Here is a 17,821-nt window from a genome sequence, read left to right on the forward strand (position 1 = left end):
TTTCGGGAAGAGTGATTCTATGTTGTATCGCCGTTTTGAACGTTTTATCAATATTTTCCAGGATGCGCCAACCGATTCCCCACCCGCCAGCGTCTGGCCGTTCTACTTCTACTATCTGCGTCAGGTGTGGCCGAGCTTTGTCGCGCTGCTGATTGTCGGGCTGGCGCAGGCGCTGATCGAAGTGGCGCTGTTCAGCTATCTCAGCCGCATCATTGACCTGGTTAATCACTCGACGCCCGCTTCGCTGTTCAGCGATAACTGGCAAATATTGCTGTGGATGGGTTTTGTCGCGCTGATTCTGCGACCGGTGGTGATTGCTGCGCACGATATGCTGGTACATCAAAGTATTAACCCGAGCATGACCAGCATGATCCGCTGGCAGCATCACAACTACGTGCTGCGTCAAAGCCTGAACTTCTTCCAGAACGATTTTGCCGGGCGCATTGCCCAGCGCATCATGCAAACCGGTAACTCGCTGCGTGATTCGGCGGTACAGCTGGTGGACGCCATATGGCACGTGGTGATTTACGCGGTGACTTCGCTGGTGTTGTTCGCCGAAGCCGACTGGCGCTTGATGATTCCGCTGGTGATCTGGATTGTGGCTTACAGCGTTTCGCTGGGCTTCTTTGTGCCGCGCGTTAAACAGCGTTCGGTGGTGTCATCGGAAGCGCGCTCGAAATTGATGGGCACCATTGTCGACGGCTACACCAACATCGCCACCATCAAACTGTTTTCGCATAACGATCTGGAGAAGCGTTACGCGCGTGAGGCGATTCAGGAGCAAACCGACAAAACCCAGCACGCCAGCCGCATGGTCACCACCATGGATATCACGCTCTCGACGCTGAATGGCTTGCTGATTGTCAGCACCTCCGGCCTGGCGCTGTGGTTGTGGAGCCAGTCGCTGATCAGCGTTGGCGCGATTGCGCTGGCGACCGGTTTGGTGATTCGTCTGGTGAACATGTCCGGCTGGATCATGTGGGTGGTGAACGGCATCTTCGAAAACATCGGCATGGTGCAGGACGGCCTGAATACCATCGCGCAGCCGCTGAGCGTGCAGGATGAACCGAATGCGAAAAACATGCAGGTGACGCGCGGTCAGATTCGTTTTGAGGATGTGCGCTTTGATTATGGCGGCAGTCGTCAGGTGATCAATCGCCTCAACCTCAACATCAAGCCGGGCGAGAAGATCGGTTTGATTGGCCCGTCCGGGGCCGGTAAATCCACCCTGGTGAATCTGCTGCTGCGGCTGTATGACATCAACAGCGGCCGTATTGTGATTGACGATCAGAACATCGCTGAAGTGACGCAGGAAAGCCTGCGCGGACAAATCGGCATGATCACGCAGGACACGTCGCTGCTGCACCGCTCGATTCGCGAAAACCTGCTGTATGGTCGTCCGGATGCGACGGAAGAGGAGCTGCAGGCGGCGATTATCCGCGCGCGCGCCGACGAGTTCATTCCGCTGCTCTCCGATCCACAAGGCCGCACCGGGCTGGATGCGCACGTGGGCGAGCGCGGCGTGAAGCTGTCGGGCGGTCAACGTCAGCGTATCGCCATCGCGCGCGTGCTGCTGAAAGATGCGCCGATTCTGATCATGGACGAAGCCACCTCGGCGCTGGATTCCGAGGTGGAAGCGGCGATTCAGGAGAGCCTGGAAACGCTGATGCAGGGCAAAACGGTGATTGCTATCGCGCACCGTCTTTCCACTATCGCCAAAATGGATCGTCTGGTGGTGCTGGAGCAGGGTGAGATTGTCGAGATGGGCAACCACCGCGAACTGCTGGCGCACGGCGGACTTTACGCGCGCCTGTGGCAGCATCAGACCGGCGGTTTTGTCGGCGCGGATTAATCACCACGCCGATACGGTAAGGCGTCGCGCGCTTCAATTGCCCAGCCGCGCACGCCTTCCCGTTCCTGCAGCAGAAAATCCGCCACCGCATCGCGCAAGCCGGGATGACACAAATAGTGCCACGAATGGGTGATGTGCGGCTCAAAGCCGCGCACCAGCTTATGCTCGCCCTGCGCGCCCGCATCAAAACGCTGCACACCTTCCGCGATGGCGAAATCCATGCCCTGATAGAAGCAGGTTTCAAAATGCAGCCGATCAAACTCCGCCAGACAGCCCCAATAGCGGCCGTACAGCGTGCTGCCGTCCATTAAGCAGAATGCCATCGCTGCCGGTTGCCCTTGTAGCGTCGCGATCACCACGCGAATCGAATGCGGCATGCGCTCCGCCAGCAGGCTAAAGAAGTGGCGGGTCAGATAGGGCCGCTGGCCGCGCACCGCGTAAGTGTTGGCATAACAGGTGTAAACAAAATCCCACTGATCTTCGCGCAGCTCATCGCCGCGATACCAGCTGAATTCAAAGCCGCTGCTCATCACCTGCTCACGCTCTTTACGCAGCTGTTTGCGCTTGCGCGACATCAGCGTGTCGAGGAAATCCTGAAAATCGCGGTAGCCTTTGTTGTGCCAGTGATACTGCAGGCCGAGGCGTTCCAGCCAGTCTGGCTGCTGCTGCATAATGTGGTTGGCGAACGGCGTGGTGAAGTTGATGTGCGCGCCGCTCAGACCGTGTTGATAAAGGTTATCCGGCAGCACGCTGAGCAGTTTCAGCACCGCTTCTTCATCGCCCAGCAGGCGTGCGCCAGTCACCGGACTGAACGGAATCGCGCCCAGCCATTTCGGATAGTAAGGAATACCGGCGCGCTGACAGGCATCCGCCCACGCATGGTCGAACACATATTCACCGCGCGAATGGCGTTTGCGATAGCCCGGAATCGCGGCACGCAGCGTGCCGTTTTCGCGCCACAGCAGGTGATCCGTCTGCCAGCCGTTTTCGGGCCGCACGCTGCCGCTCTCTTCAAGTGACAAGAGAAATGCGTGGCGTAAAAACGGTTGATCGTCAGGTAACAGCGCATCCCATTCGACGGCGGAGATCTCCGCCAGCGACGACAGATGTAGCAAAGACATTCACGGCTCCCGGCCTGATGAAAGCAGGCGCCTAGTTCAACAGGTTTTCCCGCGTGGGAAAAGGTGCAGCGCACTGAATGTGTATACCTTGCTTTGTGCCCGCAACCGACCTGTGGATAGTTCCGTAGCGGCGCCATTTATCGCGCGCCCTTTAGGCATGTGTATACTCAGGCTTTTTAGCCGTCAGGAAACGCCATGGATCGCCTCGATTGTGACCGAATGTTTGTCGCCGTGCTAGAAGTGGGCAGCTTCGCCGGTGCGGCCGAACGCCTCGGCACCAGCAGCGGCCAGGCGTCGAAGCTGGTCTCCCGGCTGGAGCAGGAACTCGGCGTGCAGCTGTTTAAACGCAGCACGCGCGCGCTCTCGCCCACCGAAATCGGTCGCGCCTATTACGAGCGGGTAAAAACCCTGCTGGAAGCCTTTGATACGCTGGATGCCACGGTGCGCGACAGCGCCACTACGCCGAGCGGCCGCCTGAAAATCAGCGCGCCCGGCACCTTTGGTACTGCGGTGTTGGCCAGCGTGCTGGTGGAGTTCGCGCGTCATTATCCGCAGATCGAACTCGACGTGAACTTCTCCGATCGTGCAGTTAACATCGTCGATGAAGGCTTCGATATGGCGATTCGCATCGGCAAGCTTGACGACAGCAGCCTGATTGCTCGCCGCCTCGGCGATGTGCCGATCCGCGTGGCCGCGTCTTCCGGTTATCTGCTGCACCACGGCACGCCACAGCACTGGCGCGATTTGGCGGCTCATCAGTGCATCAGCGATACCAACTTCCGCGATCCCTGGCATTGGCCGTTCGTGACGCCGTGCGGCGACAGCGTCAGCATGCCGATTCGCGGTCGTCTCTGTTTCTCCAATACCGAAGCCTGTTTGCAGGCGGCGATCGCCGGATTGGGCATTGCGCGGCTACCAGGTTTTATTGCCGCACCCGCACTGCAGCGCGGTGAAATCGTCTCGCTATTAGAGGAATTCGCCACGCCGCCCATGGGCCTGTTCGCGCTCTATCCGCCGGCGCGTCATCTGGCGCAGAAAACCCGGCTGCTGATCGATTTCCTCGCCGCCCATTTCCAGCACCATCCGCCCGGCTAATTCCTTCCATTTTGGAAGCAATGAAAGCCATTTTGCCCGGATTATCGCCTAACCAGCAGCGCTGTATGCTCACTTCATCAACACTGAGGAGAGAAGACGATGCTGGTAAACGGTAAGTGGAGTGCAGAGTGGCATCCGGTGCAAGCCACCGATCAACAAGGCGGATTTGTGCGCCAGACCTCCAGTTTTCGTCACTGGATTAGTGCAGATGGTTCCAGCGCATTCGCTGCCGAGCCGGATCGTTATCACCTCTATGTGGCGCTGATTTGTCCGTGGGCCTCGCGCACGCTGCTGGCGCGCAGTCTGAAAGGGCTGGATAAGGTCATCAGCGTGTCGGTGGTTGAGCCGCAGCTCGGCGCGCAAGGCTGGCGCTTCGGTGATTATCCTGGCGCGGATCGCGACTGGCTGAATAAAGCCGAATACCTTCACGAACTCTACACCCGTGCCGATGCCGATTTCACCGGCCGCGCCACCGTGCCGGTGCTGTGGGACAAAAAGACGCAAACCATCGTCAATAATGAGTCAGCCGATATCCTGCGCGTGCTGAACAGCGGCTTTGGCGCGCTGGCGGACGATCGCATCGATCTTTATCCCGAAGATCTGCGCGCAGAGATCGACGCGCTGAACGAATCGATCTATCCACGCCTGAATAACGGCGTCTATCGCGCCGGTTTTGCTACCACACAGGTGAGTTATCAGCAGGCGTTCAACGATGTGTTCAGCCAGTTAGATGAGCTGGAGCTGCGCTTGCAGGATGGCCGTACTTTCCTGCTCGGCGAGCGCTTAACCGAAGCGGATATCCGCCTGTTCGTCACGCTGGTGCGCTTTGACGCCGCCTATCACGGCCTGTTTAAATGCAACCTGCGCCGCCTGCGCGACTATCCGCTGCTCGATCGTTATCTAAAGAGTATGCTTTCGGTCTCTGGCGTGCGTCAGACGGTGAATATCGATCACATCAAGCAGGGCTATTATTCAATTAAAGCGCTGAATCCCAACGGCATTGTGCCGGTTGGCCCGGATATGGCGGCCTACGATTTATAAGGAACAGGGCGATGGCAAAAGCGTTAGTGATTTTTTTACATGGCGTCGGCAGCAACGGCGATGATCTCGCGGTGCTCGGCGAACATTGGGCGCGCCTGCTGCCGGATGTGGCGTTTGCCTCGCCGAATGCGCCCTGTCCTTTTGAACACGCGATGGGATATCAGTGGTTTAGCCTGACCGGCATCACGCCCGAAAACCGCCCGGCGCGCGTGCGTGAAGCGCGCGCGGCCTTTGATAACACGCTGCAGCAGCTGATGGCGCAGCACGGCATGGCGGATGCGTGGGACAAAGTGATTCTGGTGGGCTTTTCGCAGGGTTCGATCATGGCGTTAGATGCGCTGGCGTCGGGCCGTTATCCGCTAGCCGGCGTGGTGGCCTTTTCCGGCCGTCTGGCATTTGATGGCGCATTAACGCCGCAGCCGTATACGCCTGCGCTGCTGATTCACGGCAAAGCCGATGAGGTGATTCCGTTTAGCGAAAGCGTATCGGCGGAGCAACGTTTACAGCAGGCTGGCGTGACGGTGGAAGCGCGTTATGAAGCGGCAACCGGCCACACCATTTCATCGCAGGGTGCGATGGATGCCGCCGGTTTTATTGCGCAATGTTTGCAGGATTAAGGCCAGTAACGATTTAACGCCTGCCACGCTTTTTGCGCAGCCACGTCTGCTGGCTGCGCCTTCAACTTATCGTTGAACACTTCAATGCCGACCGGCCCGCTGTAACCGGCACTTTTCAGCTTATCGACAAAGCGTTCCACTTCGATGATGCCATCGCCCGGCAACAGGCGCTGGTGACGCGCGTACTCGCTGAGCGGCTGCTTATCCTGCGGTGGCATGTCGGCCATATCGCACAGCTGCACTTCGTAGATACGGTCGGCGGGAATGCCATCCAGCTGCGACGCATAGCCGCCTAACGCGCAGATGTGGAACAGATCGACCACCAAACCGATATTCGGCTGGTCCAGCCGTTGCAAGCGTTCCCACGCCAGCGGCAGCGTGTTATCTACGCTGCACCACGCCATCGGCTCATACATGATGCGCATGTTGTAACGTGCGGCTTCCGATGCCATCCAACGTAAATCTTCATCAATACGCGCCGCCACACAATCTTCACGCGTGCTGGCCGGTGCCTGAATGGTGTCGCAGCCGATGGTTTGTGCAATCTGAATAAACTGACGCAGCTCTTCGCGTTTTTGCTGGCGGTCGCGATCCGGCGCACCGGTGAAATCGCGCAGCACCTGTACATTGGTGAAGCCAAGCTGCAACTGCTTCGCTAACTGTGGCGTACTGGCTTGTACATCGTCGCGCCAGATCTCAACCTGATCGAAACCGGCGGCGCGTGCGGCACGCAGCTTCTCCTCAGGTTCACCGTTTAACAACACCAGGTTAAGGAATTTAGGGTTACAACGCATGACACAGCTCCTTAATCGTCCGGATAATCGGTGACAAATTCTGTGCGTCACGCGCACAGAATAGCGATCAGTATCTACCTCTGAGGAGTTATTTCAAGCGCGATGGTTATCCGAGCAGATTGACCGCGGCAAAACCGGCGAAGGTCATCAGCAGCGAACCAATAACATGCACCATCACGCTCGACATCGCCCAAAGGTATTTACCTGATTGTAGCAACCCAACAATTTCTGCAGAAAAAGTGGAAAAGGTGGTTAAGCCGCCACACAAGCCAGTGACAATTAACAGTTTCCAAAAGGGATCGATATGCGGATTACGCACAAAAAAGGCCAGCGCTGCGCCGATGATAAAACCGCCCACCAGATTCACCATCAGGGTGCCGGGCGGCAAATTAGGAAACAGCGCGTTAAAACGTAATGAGATCAACCAACGCAGCGTACAGCCCACCGCACCGCCCAGCACCACCGCCAGTAACGACTTCAACATAGTTTGGAGCTCCTGATATGAATGACGCGCAGGGCCGCGGCAGGACAGAATAACACCTGACACACCGCCGTCTCCCGCGCAGGGATACGAGTGTTGTCAGGCGTCATCAGCCGTCTGTGACCAGAACGGCGGTTGGGGAAGGTGGCACGCCATCACCTTAGGCGGGAGATAATACGCTGGCTTGGCAATGCAGACAATATGGAGAAGGAGGCACAGTGTTGTCGCGGCGCGATCTATCGCGCGCATCAGTGAAGGCACCGTGCCAACCCCTCTTTGCGTAATAAATTGCGCCGCTACGGTTGGTGCCAATATCAACGTTCGAAGTGAATCACGCCCTTAATCAGTTCCCGGTTGTTAATCACATCCGCTTCAAAGCGCTCTGCCAGAGTAGAAAAATCATAATGGCGATTGAGCATCATGTCGGCACGAAGCTGCCCGTTCGCCATCAGTTCGCCTACTTTCGCGAAATCTTCCAGCGTGGCGTTGCGGCTGCCCAGCAGCGTGGTTTCCTTTTTGTGGAACTCGATATCCGGGATCACCAAATCGCCTTTATGCAGGCCGACAAACACGATGGTGCCGCCGTGACGAATCAGTTTCACTGCGCCGTTCATCGCCGCTGGGCTGCCGGTGGCATCGATCACTTTGGCCGGCAAACGCCCACCAAACTCCGCCCGCAACTGCGCCTCAAAATCGGCGTCTAATGGATTCACCGTCGCCAAACCCAGCTTCTGCGCTACGTGTGCACAGCGCTGCTCGCTGGTGTCGGCCACCACCACATACGCCCCCGCTGCCGCCGCAATCGCGGCCACGCCAAGACCAATCGGACCTGCGCCCACCACCAAAACCTGCTCATCCGCCGTAACGGCCGCACGGCGCACCGCATGCGCGCTGATGGCGAAGGGTTCAATCAGCGCGGCGGCTTCGGGGTCAACCTCATCCACCGCCAGCAAATTGCTGGTCGGCACGCTGAGGAATTCGCAAAAACCACCATCCTGATGCACCCCAATCACCGAGATTTTTTCGCAGCAGTTGGTTTTGCCACTTAAACAGGCATCGCACTGCTGGCAGGCAACGTAGGGAATCAGCGCCACGCGCTGGCCCAGCCTGAAGCCGCTGGCCTGGCTGCCGAGTTCCACCACTTCACCACACAGCTCATGCCCCAACACGCGTGGATAGCTGAAAAACGGCTGATTTCCGGCCCAGGCGTGGATATCGGTGCCACAAATGCCGGCGGCGATCGGTTTGATCAGAACTTCATGGGCAGCGGGCGTCGGCTTCGCGCGCTGCTGCCATACCATCTGGCGCGGCTCGGCGACCACCAGCGTTTTCATCGTTGTCATTGGCTTCTCCTGTGCTGTTGTCGCAGTTATGGCGAAAATCGCCGATGGCAGCGTTTTGCGTTGGGGGAAGTGTGAAGCCAACCGCTTTTTTTGGGCTTTGTATGGTTTTTAATAGATAAAAAACCGGAGACGCGTATGAGCCGCAGCCAGAATCTACGTCAGAACGTGATTAATCAGATGCTGGAAGGCATTGCCAAACGGCATATCCGTTCGCCGTTGCCACCGCAGGCGGCGCTGGCTGAGATGTTCAACATCAGCCGCACTACGGTGCGCCACACTTTGCAGCATCTGCATGAGCGCGGCGTGCTGGAAAAGGTGGATGCAACCTACGTTATCGTGCGCGATCCCAGCGAAGAAGATGGTTTTAACGCCCTGACGCCGCCGATCGATCAGCAGGCGCTGCAGTTTGAGCAGACCTTTTTCAACCTGATTAATCAACGTCAGCTGATGCCGGGCGATACCTTTAGCGAGCTGCAGTTAGCCCAGCAGGTGAAGGTCAGTCCGGTTGTGGTACGTGAATTCCTGCTGCGCTTTATGCGTTATGACCTGCTGGAACCGGTGAAGCGCGGACAATGGCGCATGAAGAAGTTCGATCAGAAGTATGCCGAGAACCTGTTTGAGCTGCGTGAAATGCTGGAAACCCACGCGCTGACCCGTTTTCTCAACCTGCCCTCGCAGGATGAGCGCTGGATGCAGGCGCGCGACCTGCTGGATCGCCATCGTTCGATGCGTGACACCATCGCCAGCAATTACCGCCACTTCGCCGCGCTGGATAAAGAGATGCACACGCTGATTCTTTCCGCCGCCAACAATCCGTTTTTTAATCAGTCGCTGGAGATTATTTCCGTGATTTTTCACTCGCATTATCAATGGGACGAAACCGATCTTAAGCAGAGAAATATCGTGGCGCTGGAGGAACATATGGCGATCCTGGCAGCGCTAATTAGCCGTCAGGATGTCGAAGCCTTGTGCGCCCTGCACACTCATCTCGGCACCGCCAAGACATCGATGATCCGTTCGATCCGCCAGTACAATTAAAAACCGATTAAAAACCACAAAGCATTAGCTCCCGCACGAATCTGAAACATCTCCGCAACATCCCGATCTGATTGCTTCTAGTCTCGAAGTCAATCCGTTGGGGCAGCACCGTTTTGCTGCCGCAGGATCCCACACAAACGCATAACGATAAGTACCCAGATCCGGGAGGTCGCAATGGAAAATACTTCGGCTCGTGGCCGCGAAAACGCGCCACAACCGGCTGCTGACGGGCAAGATTTTATCCCGGCACGCAGTGACGTGGTGCGCTCGCCGCGCATCAGAAAGATCCAGATTACCGCCATGCTGCTGCTGCTGTTCGCCGCCATGATCAACTATCTCGACCGCAGTTCGCTGTCGGTGGCCAATATGACCATCCGGGGAGAACTGGGTTTATCCGCGACTGAAATTGGCGTGCTGCTGTCGGCCTTCTCGCTGGCGTATGGCTTAGCGCAGCTGCCGTGCGGTGCGCTGCTCGATCGCAAAGGGCCGCGCATCATGCTGGCGATTGGTATGTTCTTCTGGTCGCTGTTCCAGGCGGCCGCCGGTTTGGTGCATAACTTCACCCAGTTTATTTTGGTGCGTATCGGGTTAGGTATTGGCGAAGCGCCGATGAACCCGTGCGGCGTCAAGGTGATCAATGACTGGTTCAACATCAAAGATCGCGGCATGCCGATGGGCATGTTTAACGCCGCTTCGATGATTGGCTTGTCGATTGCGCCACCGATTCTGGCCGCGATGATGATGGTGATGGGCTGGCGCGGCATGTTTATCACTATCGGCGTGCTTGGCATGTTTCTCGCCATCGGCTGGTATCTGATGTACCGCGATCGCGATAACAACACGCTGAGCGGCGAAGAGATTCACTATCTGCAGGCGGGCAGCGTGGCATCGCGCAAAGAGCCGCTGAGTTTTGCCGAGTGGCGCGGCCTGTTTAAGCAGCGCACCATGTGGGGCATGATGATTGGCTTCAGCGGCATCAACTACACCGCGTGGCTGTACATCGCGTGGCTGCCGGGCTATCTGCAATCCACTTATCACCTCGATCTGAAAAGCACCGGTTTACTGGCTGCGATTCCATTCCTGTTCGGCGCGGCGGGCATGCTGCTGAACGGTTATGTGGTCGATGCGCTGGTGCGTCGTGGCCATGATGCGGTGAAGGTGCGTAAGATCTCTATCGTCACGGGCATGCTGTTGTCCGCCGCGTTTACCGCCTTTGTCACGCGTGCCACCGACACCACCAGCGCGGTGACCATGATTGGTATGGCGCTGTTCTGCATCCACTTTGCCGGTACATCGTGCTGGGGTTTGATTCACGCCAACGTCACGGCGCGCATGACCGCCTCGGTCGGCAGCATCCAGAACTTCGCCAGCTTCGTGTTCGCCTCGTTCGCCCCGGTGATCACCGGTTGGGTGCTGGATACCACCAAGTCGTTTAGCCTGGCGTTGATGATTTGCGCCGGTGTGACGGTGGTGGGTGCGCTGGCCTATTTGCTGCTGGTGCGTAAGCCGATTACCGATGGGGTTTGAATGGTCGCCAGGAATGGCGTAATACATGTCAGTTAAGCGCAGTGCGACTTTCGTTCGCCTCGTACTGAGGCAGTTACAGCACCTTCGTGCGGCGACCGAGCAGAGGGCGTCTGGCCACGCCCTCTGCACTCCCAGGCCTTGCGCCAGCCCAACCCGCCGCTTCGCGGTACCTTCACTCATTCACGATTCCTGACGGACCGGTGTCGATTCGCTCCTGCTCAACGCCACCTCTCGCCGCATCCATGCGTCTCGTCCTGGAATCCCTCAATCGTTCAGCGGATTGGGATGTCGCCTCAACACCCTCGCTGCAGCAGCAATGCGTTTTCTTAACTCACAATCGCTATAAGCTCCGTAAAGTCGCCATGCATGGCGACCGGGTGCCTATGAATATGCGCACCGGCAATTGGCGTTATGCCGGGCGGGTGAAAAACTGCGATTCACACTGGCGCGCGATCTCCCACAGCTTGTTGCGAATCACCTGTTTCAGCTGCAGCGTTGATTGCGACTGCGGCTGATCGCGGCGACTGATTAACATCACTTCAAACGGTAGCGGCTGCGCGACCGGCAACAACTTGAGCTGGTCGGCATAACGGCACGCGGTAAACAGATCGACAATCCCGACGCCGCCGCCCGCCAGCACCATATCAGCAATCACCGAATAGGTTTTAATCGACAGCGATACCGCCGGATTGAGCCCTTTATCGCGCAGCGCGCGGTGCAGCACCCGACCAAGCGGATCCTGATTCTGCATCATCAACAGGTTGTTGGCGCACAGCCACTCCAGCGTCACCGGCTCATGGTGGGTGTGATCGCGCGGCAGCAACGCCACCATCGACGACTGAAACAGCGGTTCGGCCAGTAAATCGGCATCCACCTGCTGACCAAACACCAGCGCGAAATCGAGCTGATTATCCATCAGCATGCGGCACAAGGTGCTGAAGTGCTCGGTGACCAGTTCCACGCTGACCGACGCCGCCTGTTGCCGCCAGTTCACCAGCGCGGGTGCTAATACCATCTGACCAAACGCATGCGCAGCACCGACGCGCACCGTTTGCCCCTCGCCGCGCCGCAGCTGCTCGGTCAGTTGGGTAATCGCCTGTAAACGCTGATAGATATCTTCCACTTCCGGCAGCAAGCGCCTCCCTTCTGCCGTCACCACCATGCCCTGCGCGCGCCGCTCAAACAGCGCAAAACCGAGCTGCTGCTCGGCGTGATTAAGCACGCGGCTGACATTCGGCTGCGACACATTTAGCAAACGCGCCGCCGCACTGATGCTGCCGGTCTGCACAATCGCCTGAAAGACTTCGATATGCCGCAGCCGCATGATTATTCGCCCCAGGTGGCTTCAAGCACGCGCAGCCAGTTGCCGTGGCAAATCTTCTCCAGCAGCTCGCGTGAATAGCCGCGTTGCGCCAGCGCCTGCACCAGTAGCGGGAATCCGGCCACGTCCTTCAGATCGCCCGGCATGGTGGCGCCATCGAGATCCGAACCAAAACCGACGCCCTCTTCCCCCACTTTTTCCAGCAGATACTCAACGTGACGCACGATGGCATCGACGCCGGTCGGCGCATGACGATCGCCATCTTCACGCAGGAACGGCACGGCAAAATTGACGCCGACAAAGCCGTTGGTTTCGGCAATCGCCGCCAGCTGGCGATCGGTGAGATTACGCGACTGCGCGCTGAGCACATGCGCGTTGGAGTGGCTCGCCACCAGCGGCGCATCGCTGATTTCCGCGGTGTGCCAGAAGCCTTTCTCATCCATATGCGACAAGTCGACCATGATGCGGCGGCGATTACAGTCGCGCACCAGCTGCTTGCCCGCAGCCGTCAGGCCGTTGCCGATATCTGGCGATGAGGGATAGAGGAACGGCACGCCGTCGCCGAACTGATTCGGGCGGCTCCACAGCGGTCCCAGCGTGCGCAAGCCGCTGGCGTACAGCATGTCGAGCAGCTCGCCGTGGGTATCCAGCGCTTCCGCACCTTCGACGTGCATCACCACCGCTAACACCTTGTTCGCCATGCAGTAGCGGATATCGCGCACGCTGCGACAAATCTTCACCTGGCCATTCGAGGCCTGCTCAATGCGCAGCAGCAGCGCCAGCATGGAAAAGGTCGCGTCGCGCGCTGAGTTGATAATTTCCTGAGGAAAATCTGCGAGGTCTGGCGCACTTCTTGCAATCAGAGGGTGGGACGGCACCCAGGTGGCGAAAATGCCACCTGCCATATTTCCCTGACGGATACGCGGCAAGTCCATTTGGCCCGTTTTGGTGCCAGTTAAAAAGGCATTAACCGCGTCCGGCTGATGGTGCTGCCACAGCTTATTCAGCACGTCGTTGTGGCCGTCAAAGACCGGAATATCGAGGGTAATCGAGTCAGACATGTTGTTCAGTTCCATGTTCGGGGGAAAGCGCAGCACTGCCAGCTGGCGGAGCAAATTGCACCATAAAAGGGCAAAACCATACGCGTGAAACAAAGGACGTAGAACCGGTATTAATCCTCCGGCGGGTGCCTAAAGTCAAGACAAAAAACAATCAAATAACGATTTTTTATTTTATTTATCAATAAGTTGGGAGTTTACATGGTTACCAGAAGACGTTTTCTTGCAGGATGCACTGCTGTACCTGTTGTTTCCTACCTCAGCCTGAATGCTTCCTTTGCCGCGACGCCGCCGACTATGCTGGTGATCGCGATGCAGCTCGATAACATCACCAGCCTCGATCCACACGAAAGCTTCGAAGCCACCGGCGGCCAGATCTGCGGCAACCTCTATCAACGTTTAGTCACGCCCGATCCCAATCAAGCCGATAAAGTGATTGGTCAACTGGCGCAAAGCTGGGACGTCAGCAGCGATAACGGCACTTACACGTTCCATCTCGATCCGGCGGCCAAATTCGCCGATGGTTCGCCGCTTACCGCAGAAGACGTGGCATTCTCGATTGAGCGTATCGTCAAGCTGGATAAGAGCCCGGCCTTTATTATCAACCAGTTCGGCTTTACCAAGGACAACGTGACGCAGCGGGTCACCGCGAAAGATGCGCACACCGTGGAGATGAAACTCGGCGCGCCGGCGGCCGAAACCTTCCTGCTCTACTGCTTGTCCGCCACCGTCGGCAGCATCGTGTCGAAGAAAGCCTGTCTGGCGAACCAGCAGAACAATGACTTCGGTAACGGCTGGCTGAAACAGCACAGCGCCGGTTCCGGTGCCTTTACCCTGCGCACCTGGAATGCCAGCGAAACGGTGATTCTGGAGATTAGCCCGCAATATAAAGGCGCCAGCAAAACCAAACGCGTGATCCTCAAACACATCGCCGACCCAGCAGCGCAGGCGCTGATGCTGAAAAAAGGCGATGTTGATGCCGCGTATGACCTCACCACCGAACAGCTGCTGCAGGTGAAAAACGACAGCAGCGTGTCGCTGGTGAATCAGTCACTGTCGGCCATCATGCTGATGTCGTGCAACACCAATAATCCGTATCTGAAAAAACCGCAGGTGTGGCAGGCGCTGAAGTGGGCGCTGGATTACGACAGCATTCAGAAAAACATTCTGTCGATGAGTTTTGTTACCCATCAAAGCTTCCTGCCGAGCGGCTTCCCGGCGGCGCTGGACGATACGCCATTCCACAAAGATCTGGCGAAAGCCAAAGCGCTGCTGGCCGAAGCGGGATATCCGGACGGTTTCGACATCACCCTCGATCACTACTCAATGCAACCGTATCCGGACATCGCGCAGGCGATTCAGACGCAATTGGGCGCGATTGGCATCAAAGTGTCACTGATCGCCGCCGAAAACCGCCAGGTGCTGACCAAGATGCGTGCGCGTCAGCATCAGCTGGCATTGACCGTGTGGGGCGCCGATTACTTTGATCCTAACTCCAATACCGAAGCCTTCTGCGTTAACACCGACAACAGTGATAACGCGCGTGCGCGAACGCTGGCGTGGCGCTGCAGCTGGTCAGACGATGAATTTAACAAACTCACCGAGCAGGCGCTGCATGAGCCGGATCCGACGAAGCGCATCGCGCTCTATCAGCAGATTCAGCAGTTAGGCCGCGAGAAGAGCCCGTTTATTTTCATGATGCAAAAGACCAAAAACGTGGCCACCAGCAAAGCGCTGAGTGATGTCCACATGACCGTGCTGGAGCAGTGGCCGTATGCGCAGGTGAAAAAAGCCTGATGCCGTTACTGAAGAGAATCGTCAGCACCCTGGGAAGCCTGGTGCTGACGCTGTTTGGTCTGTCGGTTTTGACCTTTTTCATTGGCCGCGTCATGCCCACCGATCCGGTGCTGGCGGCGGTCGGTGATAACGCACCGCAATCGGTCGTCGAGCGCGTGCGAACGGAAATGGGGCTGGATCAGCCCCTTTACGTGCAGTTTGGTCACTACCTCAATCAACTGCTGCATGGCGATCTCGGTAAATCGATTCTCACCTCGAATCCGGTGATTACCGATATCGCCCGCTTCTTCCCCGCCACCATGGAGCTGGCAACGGCGGCCATCATCATCGCGGCGCTGATCGGCATTCCGCTCGGCGTGTGGGCGGCGGTGCGTCAACGTTCGTGGGTCGATCAAACCATTCGCGTGATCTGTCTCGCCGGCCATTCGCTGCCGGTATTTGTGCTGGCGCTGCTGAGCCTGCTGATATTCTACGCGGTGCTCGGCATTGCGCCCGGCCCCGGACGGCAGGACATCATCTGGCAGGATATGGTGCCGCAGGTCACCGGCTTCCTCACCATTGATTCGCTGCTGGCCGGAGAAACGGACGCCTTCTGGGATGCGCTGGCCCACATGGCGCAGCCGGTGCTGATTCTGGCCTACTTCAGCATGGCCTACATCACACGTATGACGCGCACCTTTATGCTTAACGCGCTGAGCGGCGAGTTCGTGATCACCGCGCGCGCCAAAGGCTTGTCGTCACGGCGGGTGATTTGGCGGCATGCGTTTCCCACCGTGGCGGTTCAGCTGGTTACGGTGCTGGCGCTGACCTACGCCGGATTGCTGGAGGGCGCGGTGGTGACGGAAAACGTCTTCGCCTGGCCCGGCATCGGCCAATATCTCACCACATCGCTGATGAACGCCGACATGAACCCGGTGATCGGCGCCACTTTGCTGGTCGGCACCGTGTATGTGCTGCTCAATCAGCTGGCTGACCTTCTCTATCGACTTTGGGACCCGCGCGTAAAATGACCTTCTTCTCACGAGAATGGCTGCTCGACGACACGCCAGCCAATCGCCGCCAGGCGGTGTGGGGCCGGCGTTATCGCCTGTGGCTCAGCCTGCGCAGTAATCCGCTGGCGATGGCCGGATTGCTGGTGGTGGCGGTGATGCTGCTGCTGGCGCTGTTTGCGCCGTGGCTGACGCCGTTCGAACCCGGTATGCAGCATCTGGAAAACCGCCTTGCGGCGCCTTCCGCCGCGCACTGGCTCGGCACCGATGAGTTGGGGCGCGATGTCTGGACGCGCATTATCTACGGCGGCCGCACCACGCTCGGCATGGTGATCGCCGTGGTGCTGCTCACCGCACCGCTCGGCCTGCTGATTGGCTGCATCGCCGGATATGCCGGAGGCTTTATCGATAAAGCGCTGATGCGTTTGACCGACATCTTTCTCGCCTTCCCACGGCTGATTCTGGCACTGGCGTTTGTCGCCGCGCTGAAACCCGGCGTGGAGAGCGCGATTCTGGCGATTGCCCTGACGTCGTGGCCGCCGTATGCGCGTCTGGCGCGGGCCGAGACCCTGCAGTTCCGCCACAGCGACTTTATCGCCGCCAGCCGTCTGACCGGCGCTTCGCCGCTGCGCATTATTCTGCGCCACATCATGCCGCTGTGCGTGCCGAGCCTGATTGTGCGCGTCACGCTGGACATGAGCTCCATCATCATCACCGCTGCCAGCCTCGGTTTTCTCGGCATGGGCGCGCAGCCGCCGTCACCGGAATGGGGCACGATGATCGCCACCGCGCGTCGTTTCCTGTTCAGCGAATGGTGGGTGCCATTGATGCCGTGTATCGCGATTTTCCTGACGTCACTGGCGTTCAACTTTCTCGGCGACGGTCTGCGTGACGTGCTGGATCCTAAGGAGCGCTAAATGTTGGTGGAAATTGAGAACCTGCGCGTTGCCTTCCGCTCGCGCAGCGAAACCGTTGAAGCGGTGCGCGGCGTGAGTTTTAGCGTTGGCCACGAGAAGTTTGCCATTGTCGGCGAAAGCGGCTCCGGCAAGTCATTGACCGCGCGCAGCCTGATGCAGTTACTGCCGGGCAACGCGGAAGTCAGCGCCGACGTGCTGCGCTTTGACGGCATCGATCTGCGCGGAGTCAGCGAGAAAGTGCTGCGCAAAATTCGCGGCAAGCGCGTCGGTTTTATCCTGCAGGACCCGAAATATTCGCTTAATCCGGTGATGACCATCGGCCAGCAGATTGCCGAAGCCTGGCGCGAGCACAAAGGCGGCAGCCATAAAGCGGCGATGCAGGCGGCGATTGAGCTGCTGGAGCAGGTGAAGATTCGCGACCCTGAAGCCGTGGCGCAACGCTATCCGCATGAAGTCTCGGGCGGCATGGGTCAGCGCGTGATGATTGCCATGATGCTGGCGCCCGATCCGGAACTGTTGATCGCCGATGAACCCACCAGCGCGCTGGATGCCACGGTGCAGGCGGAGATTCTCAAGCTGATTGATGAGCTTGTGTCGGCGCGCGGCATGGGGCTGATTCTGATTAGCCACGATTTGCCGCTGGTGTCGCACTTCTGCGATCGCGTGGCGGTGATGTACGCCGGCCGCATCGTTGAGCTGCTGGATGCCGGGCAGTTGCAGCAGGCGCAGCATCCCTATACGCGCGGTTTGCTGGCGTGTTTGCCGTCGTTGCGCCATCCGCGCGAACGTTTACCCGTATTGCAGCGCGATGCCGCGTGGCGAGAATAATT

At 58.2% G+C, this 17,821-nt stretch carries 16 protein-coding genes and 1 riboswitch; of the genes, 10 read left to right on the plus strand and 6 right to left on the minus strand.

Going from position 1 to position 17,821, the window contains the following annotated elements:
• The first annotated feature begins 19 nt into the window (after nt 1-19).
• Nucleotides 20-1,852 carry an ABC transporter ATP-binding protein gene (locus tag FCN45_RS18415; RefSeq protein WP_137386715.1) on the plus strand — a complete coding sequence of 611 codons (1,833 nt, stop codon included), beginning with the start codon at nt 20-22 and terminating at the stop codon, nt 1,850-1,852.
• Here the strand turns inward: FCN45_RS18415 and FCN45_RS18420 are convergent.
• Complete coding sequence (locus FCN45_RS18420; RefSeq protein WP_137386716.1) at nt 1,849-2,973, minus strand: GNAT family N-acetyltransferase; 1,125 nt, start codon at nt 2,971-2,973, stop codon at nt 1,849-1,851. The two genes, FCN45_RS18415 and FCN45_RS18420, sit on opposite strands and share 4 nt — an antisense overlap.
• 195 nt (nt 2,974-3,168) lie before the next feature.
• Between FCN45_RS18420 and FCN45_RS18425 the strand changes: the two genes are divergently transcribed.
• From FCN45_RS18425 to FCN45_RS18435, 3 genes are all read left to right on the plus strand, one after another.
• Nucleotides 3,169-4,068, plus strand: coding sequence for a LysR family transcriptional regulator (locus FCN45_RS18425; RefSeq protein ID WP_137386717.1), 900 nt, complete (start codon nt 3,169-3,171; stop codon nt 4,066-4,068).
• A 99-nt stretch (nt 4,069-4,167) separates the two neighbouring features.
• A complete protein-coding gene (locus FCN45_RS18430) occupies nt 4,168-5,109 on the plus strand; it encodes a glutathione S-transferase family protein (RefSeq protein WP_137386718.1) in 942 nt (313 codons plus the stop codon).
• Nucleotides 5,110-5,120: 11 nt separating this feature from the next.
• On the plus strand, nt 5,121-5,726 hold the full coding sequence (locus FCN45_RS18435; protein ID WP_137386719.1) for an alpha/beta hydrolase: 606 nt from the start codon (nt 5,121-5,123) through the stop codon (nt 5,724-5,726).
• Here FCN45_RS18435 and FCN45_RS18440 read toward each other — a convergent pair.
• From FCN45_RS18440 to FCN45_RS18450, 3 genes are all read right to left on the minus strand, one after another.
• Nucleotides 5,723-6,520 (minus strand): sugar phosphate isomerase/epimerase, encoded by a 798-nt coding sequence (locus FCN45_RS18440; protein WP_137386720.1) that lies wholly within the window; start codon nt 6,518-6,520, stop codon nt 5,723-5,725. The two genes, FCN45_RS18435 and FCN45_RS18440, sit on opposite strands and share 4 nt — an antisense overlap.
• Nucleotides 6,521-6,626: 106 nt before the next feature.
• Nucleotides 6,627-7,004 carry a fluoride efflux transporter CrcB gene (gene crcB, locus FCN45_RS18445; RefSeq protein ID WP_101762757.1) on the minus strand — a complete coding sequence of 126 codons (378 nt, stop codon included), beginning with the start codon at nt 7,002-7,004 and terminating at the stop codon, nt 6,627-6,629.
• Nucleotides 7,005-7,094: 90 nt separating this feature from the next.
• Nucleotides 7,095-7,170, minus strand: a riboswitch (Fluoride riboswitch).
• Nucleotides 7,171-7,315: 145 nt separating this feature from the next.
• Entirely contained in the window at nt 7,316-8,344 is a 1,029-nt protein-coding gene (locus tag FCN45_RS18450; protein ID WP_137386721.1) for a zinc-binding alcohol dehydrogenase family protein, read from the minus strand.
• Between the two features lie 135 nt (nt 8,345-8,479).
• Between FCN45_RS18450 and FCN45_RS18455 the strand changes: the two genes are divergently transcribed.
• Both FCN45_RS18455 and FCN45_RS18460 read left to right on the plus strand, forming a co-directional pair.
• Nucleotides 8,480-9,382 (plus strand): GntR family transcriptional regulator, encoded by a 903-nt coding sequence (locus FCN45_RS18455; protein ID WP_137386722.1) that lies wholly within the window; start codon nt 8,480-8,482, stop codon nt 9,380-9,382.
• Nucleotides 9,383-9,556: 174 nt separating this feature from the next.
• Nucleotides 9,557-10,909 (plus strand): MFS transporter, encoded by a 1,353-nt coding sequence (locus FCN45_RS18460; protein WP_101762760.1) that lies wholly within the window; start codon nt 9,557-9,559, stop codon nt 10,907-10,909.
• 409 nt (nt 10,910-11,318) lie between these two features.
• Here the strand turns inward: FCN45_RS18460 and FCN45_RS18465 are convergent, their stop codons facing one another.
• The gene (locus FCN45_RS18465) at nt 11,319-12,233 is read right to left on the minus strand and encodes a LysR family transcriptional regulator (protein ID WP_137386723.1); all 915 of its coding nucleotides are present in this window, start codon (nt 12,231-12,233) and stop codon (nt 11,319-11,321) included.
• A 2-nt stretch (nt 12,234-12,235) separates the two neighbouring features.
• Nucleotides 12,236-13,291, minus strand: a complete 1,056-nt coding sequence (locus tag FCN45_RS18470) for a dipeptidase (RefSeq protein WP_137386724.1) — start codon at nt 13,289-13,291, stop codon at nt 12,236-12,238.
• 198 nt (nt 13,292-13,489) lie between these two features.
• On the opposite strand from FCN45_RS18470, the gene FCN45_RS18475 reads away from it, so the two are divergent.
• The 4 genes from FCN45_RS18475 to FCN45_RS18490 are packed head-to-tail and all read left to right on the plus strand — an operon-like array spanning nt 13,490 to nt 17,819.
• On the plus strand, nt 13,490-15,085 hold the full coding sequence (locus tag FCN45_RS18475) for an ABC transporter substrate-binding protein (protein ID WP_137386725.1): 1,596 nt from the start codon (nt 13,490-13,492) through the stop codon (nt 15,083-15,085).
• Nucleotides 15,085-16,095: an ABC transporter permease gene (locus FCN45_RS18480; protein WP_137386726.1), complete on the plus strand. Its 1,011-nt coding sequence runs from the start codon at nt 15,085-15,087 to the stop codon at nt 16,093-16,095. Before FCN45_RS18475 ends, FCN45_RS18480 begins: the two co-directional genes overlap by 1 nt.
• Nucleotides 16,092-16,991, plus strand: a complete 900-nt coding sequence (locus FCN45_RS18485) for an ABC transporter permease (RefSeq protein ID WP_137386727.1) — start codon at nt 16,092-16,094, stop codon at nt 16,989-16,991. The genes FCN45_RS18480 and FCN45_RS18485 overlap by 4 nt, the downstream gene beginning before the upstream one ends.
• Nucleotides 16,992-17,819 carry an ABC transporter ATP-binding protein gene (locus FCN45_RS18490; protein ID WP_137386728.1) on the plus strand — a complete coding sequence of 276 codons (828 nt, stop codon included), beginning with the start codon at nt 16,992-16,994 and terminating at the stop codon, nt 17,817-17,819.
• Nucleotides 17,820-17,821 lie beyond the last annotated feature (2 nt).

Origin of the sequence: Pantoea sp. SO10 (assembly GCF_005281435.1) — a bacterium.
In the GTDB taxonomy this organism is placed as follows: domain Bacteria; phylum Pseudomonadota; class Gammaproteobacteria; order Enterobacterales; family Enterobacteriaceae; genus Pantoea; species Pantoea leporis.